Annotated in this window: 13 protein-coding genes; 5 read left to right on the plus strand and 8 right to left on the minus strand. The window is 65.4% G+C overall.

What is annotated here, in order from left to right:
- The coding region (gene ilvD / locus Q4E95_RS07500; protein ID WP_303382705.1) for a dihydroxy-acid dehydratase at positions 1 to 1,694 on the minus strand (1,694 nt) is incomplete at its 3' end.
- Positions 1,695 to 1,947: 253 nt separating this feature from the next.
- Here ilvD and Q4E95_RS07505 point away from each other — a divergent pair.
- Positions 1,948 to 3,474 carry a gluconokinase gene (locus Q4E95_RS07505; RefSeq protein WP_303382706.1) on the plus strand — a complete coding sequence of 509 codons (1,527 nt, stop codon included), beginning with the start codon at positions 1,948 to 1,950 and terminating at the stop codon, positions 3,472 to 3,474.
- A 107-nt stretch (positions 3,475 to 3,581) separates the two neighbouring features.
- Here the strand turns inward: Q4E95_RS07505 and bioD are convergent, their stop codons facing one another.
- From bioD to bioB, 4 genes are read right to left on the minus strand one after another with little or no spacing between them, the layout of a single operon-like run.
- A complete protein-coding gene (gene bioD, locus Q4E95_RS07510) occupies positions 3,582 to 4,304 on the minus strand; it encodes a dethiobiotin synthase (protein WP_303382717.1) in 723 nt (240 codons plus the stop codon).
- On the minus strand, positions 4,304 to 5,452 hold the full coding sequence (locus tag Q4E95_RS07515; RefSeq protein ID WP_303382707.1) for an 8-amino-7-oxononanoate synthase: 1,149 nt from the start codon (positions 5,450 to 5,452) through the stop codon (positions 4,304 to 4,306). The genes bioD and Q4E95_RS07515 overlap by 1 nt, the downstream gene beginning before the upstream one ends.
- Positions 5,449 to 6,858: an adenosylmethionine--8-amino-7-oxononanoate transaminase gene (bioA, locus tag Q4E95_RS07520; protein WP_303382708.1), complete on the minus strand. Its 1,410-nt coding sequence runs from the start codon at positions 6,856 to 6,858 to the stop codon at positions 5,449 to 5,451. Before bioA ends, Q4E95_RS07515 begins: the two co-directional genes overlap by 4 nt.
- Positions 6,851 to 7,960 carry a biotin synthase BioB gene (gene bioB / locus Q4E95_RS07525; protein ID WP_303382709.1) on the minus strand — a complete coding sequence of 370 codons (1,110 nt, stop codon included), beginning with the start codon at positions 7,958 to 7,960 and terminating at the stop codon, positions 6,851 to 6,853. The genes bioA and bioB overlap by 8 nt, the downstream gene beginning before the upstream one ends.
- Positions 7,961 to 8,053: 93 nt before the next feature.
- Here bioB and Q4E95_RS07530 point away from each other — a divergent pair, with 93 nt between their 5' ends.
- Together Q4E95_RS07530 and Q4E95_RS07535 are read left to right on the plus strand one after the other, a co-directional pair.
- A complete protein-coding gene (locus Q4E95_RS07530) occupies positions 8,054 to 8,575 on the plus strand; it encodes a TetR/AcrR family transcriptional regulator C-terminal domain-containing protein (RefSeq protein ID WP_303382710.1) in 522 nt (173 codons plus the stop codon).
- Between the two features lie 308 nt (positions 8,576 to 8,883).
- On the plus strand, positions 8,884 to 9,378 hold the full coding sequence (locus Q4E95_RS07535) for a GNAT family N-acetyltransferase (RefSeq protein WP_303382711.1): 495 nt from the start codon (positions 8,884 to 8,886) through the stop codon (positions 9,376 to 9,378).
- Positions 9,379 to 9,402: 24 nt separating this feature from the next.
- Here Q4E95_RS07535 and Q4E95_RS07540 read toward each other — a convergent pair whose 3' ends face one another.
- A complete protein-coding gene (locus Q4E95_RS07540) occupies positions 9,403 to 10,215 on the minus strand; it encodes a cytochrome c oxidase assembly protein (RefSeq protein WP_303382712.1) in 813 nt (270 codons plus the stop codon).
- A gap of 7 nt (positions 10,216 to 10,222) precedes the next feature.
- Positions 10,223 to 10,744, minus strand: a complete 522-nt coding sequence (locus tag Q4E95_RS07545) for a DUF2243 domain-containing protein (RefSeq protein ID WP_303382713.1) — start codon at positions 10,742 to 10,744, stop codon at positions 10,223 to 10,225.
- Between the two features lie 186 nt (positions 10,745 to 10,930).
- Between Q4E95_RS07545 and Q4E95_RS07550 the strand changes: the two genes are divergently transcribed.
- Positions 10,931 to 11,476 carry a MarR family winged helix-turn-helix transcriptional regulator gene (locus Q4E95_RS07550; protein WP_303382714.1) on the plus strand — a complete coding sequence of 182 codons (546 nt, stop codon included), beginning with the start codon at positions 10,931 to 10,933 and terminating at the stop codon, positions 11,474 to 11,476.
- Between the two features lie 47 nt (positions 11,477 to 11,523).
- On the opposite strand, the gene Q4E95_RS07555 is transcribed toward Q4E95_RS07550, so the two are convergent.
- Positions 11,524 to 12,714, minus strand: a complete 1,191-nt coding sequence (locus Q4E95_RS07555; protein WP_303382715.1) for an acetyl-CoA C-acetyltransferase — start codon at positions 12,712 to 12,714, stop codon at positions 11,524 to 11,526.
- Between the two features lie 464 nt (positions 12,715 to 13,178).
- Here Q4E95_RS07555 and Q4E95_RS07560 point away from each other — a divergent pair.
- Positions 13,179 to 13,729, plus strand: a 551-nt coding sequence (locus tag Q4E95_RS07560) for a M23 family metallopeptidase (RefSeq protein ID WP_303382716.1), incomplete at its 3' end; no start/stop codon positions are given.

The raw sequence follows: 13,729 nt of genomic DNA on the forward strand, positions 1-13,729 counted from the left end.
TCGGCATCGTCCACGTTGACCCGCAGCACGCGGTGCTCCACGTCGATCTCGATCTCGTCACCGTGCTCGATCAGACCCACGGCCCCGCCGGCTGCGGCCTCGGGTGAGATGTGACCGATCGACAACCCGGACGTACCGCCGGAGAAGCGGCCGTCCGTGATGAGCGCGCACTTCTTGCCCAGGCCCAGGCCCTTGAGGTAGCTGGTCGGGTACAGCATTTCCTGCATGCCCGGTCCGCCCTTGGGGCCCTCGTACGCAATCACCACGATGTCCCCTTCCTTCACGTTCTTGGAGAGGATCTCGTGCACGGCCTCGTCCTGGGATTCCACCACGTAGGCGTTGCCCTTGAAATGGAACAGTTCGGGGTCGATGCCGGCGGTCTTGATCACGGCGCCGTCCTCGGCGATGTTGCCGAACAGCACGCACAGGCCACCCTCGATGGTGTACGCGTTGTCGATATCCCGGATGCAGCCCCCGGCTGCGTCCAGATCGTGATCCTCGTACTCGTTGGCCTGCGAGAACGCCTGGGTGGTGCGCACGCCACCGGGTGCGGCCAGGAAGAACTCCTTGGCCTCGTTCGAGGCCTTGCCGGAGCGGATGTCCCACTCGTCCAACCATTCGCCCATGGTCTGGGCGTGCACGGTGTGGACGTCCTCGTCCAGCAGACCACCGCGACGCAACTCACCCAGGATGGCGGGGATACCGCCGGCGCGGTGTACATGCTCGATGTGGAATTCGGTGGAGTTCGGTGCCACCTTGGCCAGGCACGGAACCTTGCGGGACAAGGCGTCGATGTCCGAGAGATTGAAGTCCACCTCGGCCTCCTGGGCAGCGGCCAGGATGTGCAGCACGGTGTTGGTGGACCCACCCATGGCCACGTCCAGCGCCATGGCGTTGCTGAACGCCGCCTTGGTCGCGATGTTGCGGGGCAGCACGGACTCGTCGTCCTGCTCGTAGTAGCGCTTGGCGGATTCGACCACGCGGCGGCCGGCTTCGAGGAACAGCCGCTTGCGGTTGACGTGGGTGGCCAGCGTGGTGCCGTTACCGGGCAGGGACAACCCCAGCGCCTCGGTCAGGCAGTTCATGGAGTTGGCGGTGAACATACCGGAGCAGGAGCCGCACGTGGGACACGCGTTCTCCTCGATCTGGGCCAACTGGGCGTCCGTGATGGACTCGTCCACGGCCAGGGCCATGGCATCCACCAGGTCCACGCGGTGCTCCACCACACCCTCAACGCCCTCACCGGATTCCATGGGGCCGCCGGAGACGAACACCACGGGGATGTTCAGGCGCAGTGCGGCCATCAGCATGCCGGGGGTGATTTTGTCGCAGTTGGAGATGCACACCAGGGCGTCCGCGCAGTGCGCGTTGACCATGTATTCCACGGAGTCCGCGATGATGTCGCGGGAGGGAAGGGAGTAGAGCATGCCATCGTGACCCATGGCAATACCGTCGTCCACGGCGATCGTGTTGAATTCCTTGGCCACACCGCCGGCCTCATACACGGCAGAGGCCACGAGCTCGCCCATGTTCTTGAGGTGCACGTGACCCGGGACGAACTGGGTGAAGGAGTTGGCGATCGCGATGATCGGCTTACCGAAGTCCTCACTTCCCATACCGGTGGCCCGCCAGAGGGCGCGCGCTCCCGCCATGTTTCGGCCGGTGGTTGATGTTGCTGATCGCAGCTGCGGCACAGTGACTCCTTCCCAAGATGTGATTCGGGTTCTCGCGCGGCTCGATTGATGCCACGACCCGAAAGAGTCGTTCAATCAAGGATACGCGCGGCCCCCGACGCTATCCACATGCCGGGCAGGCGTCTCAAATTGTGATACAACGACGCCGCTGCGTTCGGTTCCGCGCGTCCGCCCCGTGAGTTGGTCCCACCGTTGCTGCGGACCTGATCCATAGACTGGAGGCACCGCCCATTGCAACGGAGCAGGAGGAATCATGGCCAAACACAAGGACACACCGCGCCCGGATGACACGGTGGAGTTCGCTGTCGAACTCAAGAACGCGGTGGATCCGCTGGTCATGGCCCTGGACGTGGGCTCCACCGCAAGCCGTGGTTCCCTCCACGATGCCACCGGAACCCCCGTGCGTGGCTACCGGCACAAGGTTCCGCATTCCTTCACCACCTCCGCGGACGGCACCTCCGTGATCGACCCGGATCAAGTGGTCGAGGAACTGACCGGAATCCTGGACCTGGTGTGTGACCGGCCCGAGCTCGCCGGGCGAGTGCGCGGCGTCGGCCTGGACACCTTTGCCTCGTCTCTTGTGGGCGTGGCCGATCAAGGAGCTGCGATCACCCCGTGCTTCACGTACGCGGATTCGCGCTGTGCGCCGCAGCTCGCCCAGCTCCGCAAGGAACTGGACGAGCGTGAGGTGCAGGACATCGTGGGCGCGCGGCTGCACACGAGCTACCTGGCACCGAGGTTCCGTTGGCTGGCCGAGACCCAGCCCGAGGTCATGGCGGAAGCCACTCGCTGGATGTCCCTCGGAGAATATGTCTGGTTGAAGTTGCTGGGGACCACAGCAGCGGGGACCGCCACCGCCGCATGGACCGGGCTGCTCAACCGGCGTTCCGGCAACTGGGATCAGCGCATGCTCCGGGCCGCGGGGATCAGTGAGGACGTACTGTCCCCCATCCTCGACCCCGATCAGCCGCTACCCGATGTGGACCCGGAACGAACCTCCCGCTGGGAAGGCCTGTCCGATGCTCAGTGGTACGCCCCCGTGGCGGACGGGCTGTGCGCCAATATCGGCGTGGGCGGAGACGATGAACAGACCATGGTCGTCTCCGCTGCCACCTCCGGGGCCATGCGCGTGCTCCTGCATCACCGGCCGAACAACATTCCGCCGGGACTGTGGTGCTACCGGATCGACTCTTCGCGATGCCTGCTGGGTGGTGCCCTCAATGACGTGGGCCGTGCCGTCAGCTGGCTCGAGGACACCCTCCGTCTGGACGGCGCCGTTCTGGATGACATTGCCGCGGCAACCGTGTCTGCCACGACACCGGGAGTGCTGCCCTTCCTGACCGGCGAGCGATCGACCGGTTGGGCCGGCAGCGCGCGGACTGCGTTCGTGGATGTCTCCGCGTCCACCGACGCCTCCGCGATGGCCCGCGGCATGCTGGAGGGCATTGCGGCGTCCTACCGGCGCGTTGCCGATGAAATGGAAGAAGCCACCCGGGATGTCGAGAAGATCGTGGCCGCCGGTAGCGTGACGCAGGATCTGCCGTCCTGGCTGCAGATCCTGGGCGACTACCTGGGCAAACCCGTGATTCACCAGGTCATGAAGCGCTCCACGGCCCGTGGCACCGCCCTGCTGATGCTGGAATCGCTGGCTCCGGGCGTGGAGCGAGCCGTTCACGAACCCGCGGGCACCTACTCCCCCGAGGAAGCCAACCGCGAGTACTACCGCGGTGTGCACGAGCGGTTCGAGCGCGTGTACGACGCATTGGTGGCGGGCACCTGAGGATGGGTGACCCGCGGCTGTGCAGCGTGATGTGAGGTAAATGCACCGGTCAAACCTCTGGGGAGGGAAGTGCAGAATTCGAGCTCGATTTTTGCACTTCCCTCCCCTCACATTCCGTCCGCAGCACCCCATCCCTGCGGAACAGCGCCGAGGAGCGGGATGTTCGTGCCGTCCTGCGCGTGGATCGTGCGAATGTAGTTGCGGTTGGTCTCGTGCAACGGCTGCGGGTCGGCCGGCCAGCTACCCAGCACCGTGCCGAGAACGCGCACTCCCCTGCGGCACAACGCCTCAAGACTCAGAAGTGTGTGATTCAACGTTCCCAGACCGGACCGCACCACAAGCACCACGTGCACGTGCGGATCCACAGCACGGCGAATGATCTGCGTGAGATCCGCGATGTTGTGCCCCTCCCCATCCAATTCCACCAACACCCCGCCGCTGCCCTCGACCAGGACCAGATCATGCTCGTGCAGCAATGCGGCGATGCGTTCTGCGTGATCGTCCAGGCTCAGCAGCGCCACCCCGTCCAGGTCCGCGGCAGGCGGCGGTGCCATCGGTTCGGAGAGTCGCTGACCCTCGTGCGTGGTGAGTGCGCCCCCGGGTAGGCCAGCTGCGGCGCATAACCGAGCGACGTCGTCGACGTCCCCGGAATCGCCGCCCACCACGCCGGTCTGGACGGGTTTGTACACCGCAACACGACGCCGTCCGGCCGAGTATCCCGCCAGGGCGAGGGCTGCGGTCGCGTAGGTCTTGCCCACGTCCGTATCGGTGCCCGTGACGACAACGACCCCTCGCACCATGCCGGCGGCCCGCGCCAAGGGGTTGCCCATCACGCGACCACCTCGACCGGCCGGGCGCCCAACTCGGCCATGACGCCACGGACTGCGCTCAGTGCCGCCGTCAAACCGTGGAACTCCACATCCGCACGGGCAGTGAGCCGGAGCCGGCTGATGCCGTCCGGGACCGACGGCGGGCGGAAGCAACCGACCAGAATCCCGCGATGGCGCAGGGCCTCGGCCGCCCGGAGCGCCAACTCAGGCGAGTCGATCGGCACGGATTGCACGGCCGCCGGGGCGTGCTCGATCCCCAGGGCTTGCGCAATCACGCGTCCGTTGGCGTGCAAGCGCTCCGTGAGTTCCGGTGCACGCCGAACGATGCGGCACGCCTCGGCAGCCGCGGCCGCGCTGGCGGGAGCCAGTGCCGTGTCGAAAATGAATGGCCGCGCGACATTGACCAGGTGCTCGCGCAACACCTCGGAGCCCAGCACCGCGCCACCCTGGGCGCCCAGGGATTTGGATAGCGTGACGGTCAGGACCACGTTCGGGTGGCCCGCCAAGCCTTGCTGATGCGAGAGCCCTCTGCCCTGTCCCGCGACACCGATCCCGTGCGCCTCGTCCGCCACCAGGAGCGCCCCGTGGAGTTCGCACACCGCGGCGAGTTCCTTGAGCGGGGCGTGATCCCCGAGCACCGAGTAAATGGACTCGACGACCACCACGGCGCGTTTCTGGGCACGTTCCCCGAGCAACCGGGCAACGTGCTCCACGTTGTTGTGCTCCGCTATCACGACCGGCGAGCGGGACAATCGTGCGCCGTCCACGAGCGACGCATGCGCGTGGCGGTCCGAAACGATCAGGGTATCGACGTCACCCACGGCCGTGAGCAGTCCGGTGTTCGCTGCATACCCACTGGAGAATACAAGCGCGGCGCACTGACCCGTGAGGTCGCACAGTGCGTCTTCCAGTTCGGTGTGGACGTCCAACGTTCCCGTGACCAACCGGGAGGCCCGCGATCCCGCGCCGTACCGGTGCAGGGCAAGCGAAGCGGCCCTCACGACTCGCGGGTCCCGCGACAGGCCCAAATAGTCATTGGACGCGAGGTCCACCGAGTTCTCGCGGATCGCCACCGTACGACGCCGCAGCCCCGAGTCCGCGCGCACGCGCGCCTTGTCGCGCAGCCAGGAGTCGAGCGGGCCGGTCATGGGGCGAGCTCCGCCCCGGCAACCATGGCCCGGGCGATTCGTTCGGTTTCACGCTCGGTGCAGATGTACGGCGGCATGGAATACAGCAGTTTTCCAAAGGGCCGCAGCCAGACACCCCGATCGAGCGCCGTTGTGGTGAGCGCGCTTCGCTCCGGCGCCTCCCGGAATTCAATGACTCCCACCGCCCCGATCACTCGGACATCAGCCACGGCGGGAAGCTCCAGGGCCGCAGGCAGGATTTCATGTAATTTCAGGTTTTGGCGGGCCACGGTGGCGCGCCAGCTCTCCCCGAGCATGGCCAGCGATTCGTTGGCCACCGCACACGCAAGTGGGTTGGCCATGAACGTGGGTCCGTGCATTAACGCACGCTGAGGCGACTCGGTGATGGCGGCTGCAACTCGCCCGGAGACGAGGACCGCCGCCAGGGTCATGTAACCCCCGGTCAGGGCCTTGCCCACGCACATCACGTCCGGGATCACGTCCGCCCATTCGCATGCGAACCACACCCCGGTCCGGCCGAAGCCGGTGGCGATCTCGTCCGCGATGAATACCAGGTCCAGTTCGTCGGCGAGCTCACGCAGGGCTTTGAGACAGCGCGGCTCGTAGGTGCGCATCCCTCCCGCGCCCTGCAGGATCGGCTCGACAATCACACCGGCCAGCTCGTGCCGGTGATGCCGCGCGGTGTCCCGCAATTCCCGGATCCAGCGGTCCACATCATCCGTATTACTGGACCACGAACCACGTGGGCGGACATTGGACGGGCCGGGGGCGGCGTCGTCGGCGGTGGTGGAAGCACCGGCGCGATCATCGGCCGGAACGAATCGCGCAGCGGGCGGGGGCGCCACGAACAATTGCTCTGCCACGAGCCCGCTGAACTGCGCGTGCATCCCGCCCACGGGATCGCACACGCCCATGGCGCCGGTCGTGTCCCCGTGGTAGCCGCCACGGACCGTGAGGATGCGGCGCCGTTCGGGGCGATTGCGAGCGGCCTGGTACTGAACCGCGAGCTTGAGGGCGATCTCCACGCTGACGGAGCCGGAGTCTGCGAGGAACACGTGGTCCAGGCTGTCCGGCGTCACCGCGACGAGCCGCTCGGCCAGCTCCACCGCGGGCTCGTGGGTCAGGCCACCGAACATCACGTGGGAGAAGCGACCAACTTGCTCCACCACGGCGCGATCCAGGCGAGCGTTGCGATAGCCGTGCACAGCGCACCACCACGATGACATGCCGTCAATGGCATGTATCAGATCGCCGTCGGGAGTGCGCAGGGTCAGGGTGACGCCGTCGGCTTCCTCCACCGCGTAGGGCGGTTCCCCATCCAGGGCTTCGTACGGGTGCCAGAGCAAACCCCGGTCCCGGTCGGTCAGGGAACGGCCGGCGGTGGCGCGGCCGGCGGTGTCAAGCATTGGGCGCCACTGCCGTTCCCGCCCCACGACGCCGCAGTGTGGGCTCCAGCCCCAGATCCACCTTCTCGTACGGTTCGGTCGCCGGTTCGTCCGCCGCCTCGGGAGTCGGAACGTCGCCGGACGGGCTGCCGAGAACCGTGAATCCGGCGTCGGCGATCATGTCCATGTCGGCCTTGGCTGCCTGGCCCTCGGAGGTCAGATAGTCGCCCAGGAACAGCGAGTTGACCACGTGCAACGCGAGCGGCTGGAGGGAGCGCAAGTGCATCTCGCGGCCACCGGCCATCCGAATCTCCTTGTCCGGGCACACGAGGCGCACCACCGCCAGGATCTTGAGGCATTTCTGGGGGCTCAGCTGCCATGTTCCCGCCAGCGGCGTGCCCTCGAAGGGCATCAGGAAGTTGACCGGCACCGAATCCGAATCGAGCTCACGCAGGGCAAAGAGCGCTTCCACCAGTTGCTCGTCCGTCTCCCGCATTCCCACGATCAGCCCTGAACACGGCGAGAGTCCTGCGCCCTTGGCGCGCTCCACAGTCTCCACCCGGTCTTGATACGTGTGTGTGGAGCAAATGCTCTGATAATTGGACTCCGCCGTATTGAGGTTGTGGTTGTAGGCGTCCACGCCGGCGTCGCTGAGCGTCTCGGCCTGGCCGCCCTTGAGCAGGCCCAGGCACGCGCAGACTTCCACACCGGGGTACTGCCCCTTGAGCGCTCCCACGGTTCGGGTCACGGTCTCGACCTCACGATTGGACGGCCCGCGGCCGCTGGCCACCAGGCACACGCGGCTTGCCCCGCCCTTGATACCATGCTCGGCCTGCTCCACGGCCTGCTCGGGTGTGAGCCACGAGTACTTGAGGATGCCCGCGCCGGAATTCAAGCGCTGCGAACAGTAGCCGCAGTCCTCCGCGCACAGGCCGGATTTCAGGTTGACCAGGTAGTTCACCTTGACGGTCATCCCAAAGTATTCGCGCCGCAACCGGGCCGCCGCAGCCACCAGGTCAAGCATGTCCTCGTCGCCGGTGGCAAGTAATTGAAGCGCCTCTTCGGGGGTCACCGGGTCACCGTTGAGCGTGCGATCTGCGAGATCAGAAAAAGTTTTGAACACCGTTCAATTATTGAACGGTGTTCAACTTTGTCAATCCCCGCGGGCCGCCCGAGTAAAGTTCGACTCGTCCCCGCACCCATCCCTAGGAGCAGCATGGCCCTGTCCCGCCAGCAGATCGTGGATGCCGCGTGGGGCATTCTCCACAGCTACGGCCTGGGTGACCTCTCAATGCGCCGCCTCGCCAAAGACCTCGGAGTCCAACCGGGCGCGCTCTACTGGCACGTGGCCAACAAGCAGGAACTGCTCGGCATCCTCGCCCAGCGCATGGTCGCCCCACTGTCAACCACTGCGCTCGACGACGCCGCTCCCCCGCTAGAGCGCGCCGCACACCTCACGCGGGAGTTCCGTTCACTGATCCTCGCCGTGCGCGACGGCGCGGAAGTGGTCAGCGTGGCGCATGCCATTACCCCGGAAGACCTGAGCCCGGTACCGGAGCTGGTGGTGCTCTTCACCGAATTCGGGTCGACTCAGGGGGACGCGGTGGATACGGCGCTCACACTGGTCCGTTTCACGCTTGGCTCGGTGACCACGCAACAGACACGGAAAGCCATGGGGTTGCACACCGCATCCGCCGAAGCGGAATTCACCGCCGGCCTCGAACTTCTGCTGCGCTGAAACCCACCCGCCTCAGCCCCGCTTGGCCTGATCATCCCCCGGCTGGACAGCGCCACGTTCATCCGCCTGCGCAGCGTGATGTGAGGCAAATGCACCGGTCAAACCTCTGGGGAGGGAAATGCAGATTTCGAGCTCGATTTCTGCACCTCCCTCCCCTCACACTGTGGCGCGGTTCGAAGAGCCGCTGGCCATTGAGGAAGTCCTCAGCGGGCAGTATGTTTGACCCACTGCGCCGAACACGACCTCGGGGTGGCTACGCGGTATTACCCGGTTGATCCACCCCGGGGGCCTTCTCTTAGCGTTAAACCATGAGTGCTCCACCAATTACTGTGCGACGCCCTGATCCCTCCGATGTCGAGCCGCTGGCGGACGTTCACCTCCGGTGCTGGCAAGAGACGTACACGGGCCAACTACCCGATGCATTCCTCGGCGACACCGCCTGGGAATCCCGACGCCGCACCTGGCAAGCCATCATGGCAAACCAGCGGCACGACATGTTCCCATGGGTAGCGGAGGCCGACGACCACATCATTGGGTTCTCCATGGCCGCTCACCCGCAGGATGAGGATGATGTGCGGGACGTCCAGCTCTTCATGCTTTATGTCCTCAAGAAATTTCATGGCACGGGAGCGGGCCAGGAACTCCTGGACGCCTCTCTCGGCAATCAGCCCTCGCAGTTATGGATGGCCAAGGACAATCCACGGGCACGCCGCTTCTATGAGAAGAACGGATTCGAGCCGGACGGTGCCGAACGAATCGACAGCTCCTCCAATGGTCTGCAGACCATTCGCATGGTGCGATAGCTCCCGCACGCACCCGCTAAAACTCTACGGCCGCGCCGCTCCCATGCCTACCGACGTGGTCGTCCGCGGCTTTGTCGCCCGATACCATCCGGCAAACAGCAGCACAATGAGCAGCACGTCCACGGCGTCGCCGCCGTAATACATAAGCTGTGCGCCCACCTGCGCGTCAGCGGCCTCCACCCCCATGGGTGGGTGCGCGTACAGCCACTTGGCCAGGATGGAATGCGCAGCGATGAACGCAATCAGCACGCCCGCCCGTAGTCTGAACGTCGCCCGGTGCGGATCCGGGTCCACGCCCACCACGGACGCCGTGAACACATAACCCGCCAAGAAGATGTGCGTGTGAACCAGGGCGTGCAGCCACACGGAATCGTGCATCGCATGAAACAGCGGGGTCGTGTACAGCACCCACAATCCTCCGGCGTTCAGGAGCGCGGCCACCACCGGGTGCGTGATCACCCGGACGTAGGGCGAACGCAGGATGCGAGACACGGCACGCGCTCGCCGCACCGGAAGCCCGCGCAGCAGCACACTCACCGGGGTCGAAAGCACCAACAGAAGCGGGGCAATCATCCCGAGCAGCAGGTGCCCGACCATGTGTGCGGTGAAGCTCCCGTGAGCGGCCTGTGGCAACGGACCGACCAGGCTCACGCCCGCACAGACCAGCCCGGCGTAGAACATGAGGGCCCGCAGCAGCGGCCGCCCGCTCCGATGCCTCCCCGCCCACAGAGCCCAGGCATAACCGGCCGCCGCGGCAACCAGTAAGACGGCAACGAGCACCTCAAAGGCGAGCCAGCCGTCAAGGACAGTTGTCTGTGGGGAGTCGTGGGAGTGCATCGCGGTATCAGCGAGCGCGTCGGCCGGAACCGGTCATGCGCAGCACCAGCAATCCGATCACCATGAGCAGGATCGCGGATCCGATCCACACCGTGTCGTACAGCAGTAGGTCAACGCCGTAGCGGATCTGGTGGATGCCCAAGATCTTGTGATCGACCACTCCGTCGAAGAGCTGGAATGAGCCAATCCCTAGCACCACCGCACCGGTCCAGCGCTTCCAGTTCACCCCGCCGCGGCGCCTGATATCGGCCAGCAGGAACAGGCCCCACACGGTGATGAACCAGCCGAAAGCATGGAAAAACCCGTCGGCCACCAGGGCCACTTCATGGGTGGACAGGTCGTAGAAGTGATGCCATTGCAGACCCAAGTGAAAGATGAACAGGTCGATCATCGACGCCGCGATGCCGCCGCCGAACAACAACCCTGACAGCACGGTTCGCTTGCCGGGCCGCCCTTCGTTTCGGGTTTCGACGGCGCCCCTGCGTCCCGTTCGTGCCTCGTTGCGTGCGTTCGGTTCAGCGGTGGACATGTCCGACACTCCTTGGCGCGACAACGGGGTTGCTGCCTTCATTGTTCATTCCCTAAGCAAGCTGTTCAAGATGTGACACGTTTCAGGTGTGCCCTGCGGAGACTCCACCAAGTAATAAAACGTCTAACAACTTTTTCGCCCGGGAGAAAGTCCCCGAACGGCCTGGGTCCGCACTAAATTTGGACCATGTCCACACCTGACGATGCCCCGCACGTGGCGAACCCGGATTACTGGCAGTTCGCCAACGCCGCCGCCTCACGCATCGCGCGGGAGTTCCCGGAATCGGACATCACGGCCAACCGCCTGTTCGTCACGTTGTTCCGGGCGTCCTCGTCGGTGATCTACGACTTCGAGTCCTCCATCCACCGCCCCGCCGGTGGCACATGGGCCAGCTATCGCATGCTGTTCGCGCTGTGGGTTGCCGGCCCGCTCACTCCCCATCGTGCGGCCGAGCTCATGGGCATGAGTCGGGCGGCGGTCTCAAATCTTGCGGGCAATCTGGAAGCCAAGGGCTTGCTGATCAAACAGGCATCCGAAGAGGACGGCCGATCCCTCATCCTCCACCTGACCGACACGGGTCAGACCAAGATCCAGGAGGTCTTCGCGCTGCAGAACTCCCGCGAGAACCAATGGAGTCAGGCCCTGAGCGAGCAGGAGCGCGAGCTGCTCATCAGCCTGCTGGACAAGATCATGGATCACCGCACGGTCATCGGCGCCAAAACCCGCAAGTAATTCTTGGTCAGTCCCTGTGTGCAGCCACGACGACGCTCGCGCCGGACTCAGCGGCTCAGCAGCAACGCCTCACCCTGACCACCACCACCGCACAGGGACACGGCTGCCTTGCCGGACCCCCTGCGGGTCAGCTCCAGGGCGGCGTGCAGTGCCAAGCGAGCACCGGAGGCACCGATCGGGTGCCCCAGGGCAATCGCGCCACCATGGATGTTGACCTTATCCAACGCAATCCCCAGATCCTCGACCGATTGCACCGACACCGCGGCGAAGGCCTCGTTGATCTCCACGAAATCCAGATCGTTCACGGACCACCCCGCGCGTTCCAGCGCGTGTTCGATGGCGCGCGAGGGCTGCGAGTGCAGGGATGTATCCGGGCCCGCGACCTGACCGGGCTTGCCCACCACGGCCAGCCAGGACAGACCGTTCTCCTCCGCGTAGGCGCGAGTCGTCAGGACCACGGCCGCGGCGCCGTCGGAAATCGGGGACGAGTTGCCGGCCGTGATGGTGCCGTCCTTGGTGAAGGCGGCGCGCAACTTTCCGAGTCCCTCCGCCGTGGACTCGGGGCGTACGCCCTCGTCCTTGGAGACCGTGACGGGATCACCCTTGCGCTGCGGGATCTCCAGCGGCGCGATCTCCTCCGCAAACACGCCCGAGGTTTGCGCCTCGCCCGCCAGCTGGTGGCTGCGCGCGGCGACCTGGTCCTGCTGCTCGCGACCGATGGAACGCTCGGAATTTCCGGTCTCGGTGAGCTCGCCCATTGCGACGCCCAGAGCGGCGTCGACCAGGCCGTCATTGGCCAGCGAATCAGCGAGGCTCATGTCACCGTAGGCCTTGCCCTTGCGAGCACCCAGGGCCAGGTGCGGCGCGTTGGTCATGGATTCCATGCCGCCGGCAACCACCACGGACGCCTCGCCCGCGCGAATCATGCGAGCCGCCTCGGTCACCGCGACCAGCCCGGACAGGCACACCTTGTTCAAGGTCATGGCGGGCACGGTCATCGGCAGACCCGCGGCAACGGCGGCCTGCTTGGCGGGGTTCTGACCGTTGCCGGCCTGCACCACGTTGCCCATGTACACGTAGTCAACGGTCTCGGGTGAGACACCCGAGCGCTCGAGCGCGTGCTTGATGGCGTGCGCACCGAGCTCCACAGCGCTGAGTGCGGCAAGGGAACCCAGCAACTTTCCCTGCGGGGTACGCGCCCCATTGACGATCACAACATCATTGGCGTTCTCGGTCATGTGTCCTCCTGTACGGGAACGGAATCCGGGGCGACGTTCAACAGCTCAACCCGGTACTTTGCTTCGGTCTTCACTGCTATTTCTGTTTCGGTCACGCCGGGGCCAGGATGGGCAGCACCAATCGTCGTGCGTGATCTCCACCTCAGACTAGAAAGCGCCTACACACTGGTCAACGAGAACAGGCCAATCGGAGCTCAGCTCCCCACAATCCGGAAATCACAGCCTGCTTCGCCCACCGTGACGATCGCCCTCACGGGCCCCGGGAGGAGCGGCGTCGTCGTGGAAGTTTACGGGCCAGACCATTTGATGCGGACTTACTGCACAGTAGGGCCAGCTACTTTGCCGTAACCCCTGACGAAATGGTGTGCCGGCGCTGCGCGCCCCGAGCCGCCGCACATGCCGGGGTGCGCGAGCGGCGTCGTCGCCTATTCCCATGAGAAGTCGAGCGCGGAAGAATAAATGCCATGGAACTCGACTATCCGTTCCACGGGCGCTGCCTGGTCCAGAACAGCCCCGCGAACCGAGTACCGAGTCATGGAACCGACCTGTTCGGCACGGCATTTGCCATCGATTTCGTACCGGTGGATCGAGAGAATCGCTCGGCCCGCTTCTCGGCCGGATCATTGTGGCGCCCGGAGGCACCAGAGAAGTTCATCGGCTTCGGGCCACCGGTCATCTCCCCTGTGACTGGCACGGTGGTGCTGTTGGACGACCACGCCGAGGATCACGCGGCCTACCGCGGCTTGTCATCCATGGGTTACGCGCTCACCCAGGCTCGCCGCGCTGCCGCCGGGTGGGGCACCTTGGCAGGCAACTACGTGGTGATTCAGGAATCACGAAGCGGCCGTTACGTTGCCCTGTGCCATCTACGATGGGGGAGCGTCAGGGTGCGTCTCGGTCAAGACATTCAGATCGGGGCCCAGGTGGCTGAGTTCGGAAATTCTGGCAACAGCACCGAGCCCCACGTGCACGTGCAAGCGGTTGACTCCCTGGTTTTCGAGCGTGCCGTTGGCCT

The organism is Kocuria sp. (genome assembly GCF_030536815.1).
Taxonomy (GTDB): domain Bacteria; phylum Actinomycetota; class Actinomycetes; order Actinomycetales; family Micrococcaceae; genus Kocuria; species Kocuria gwangalliensis.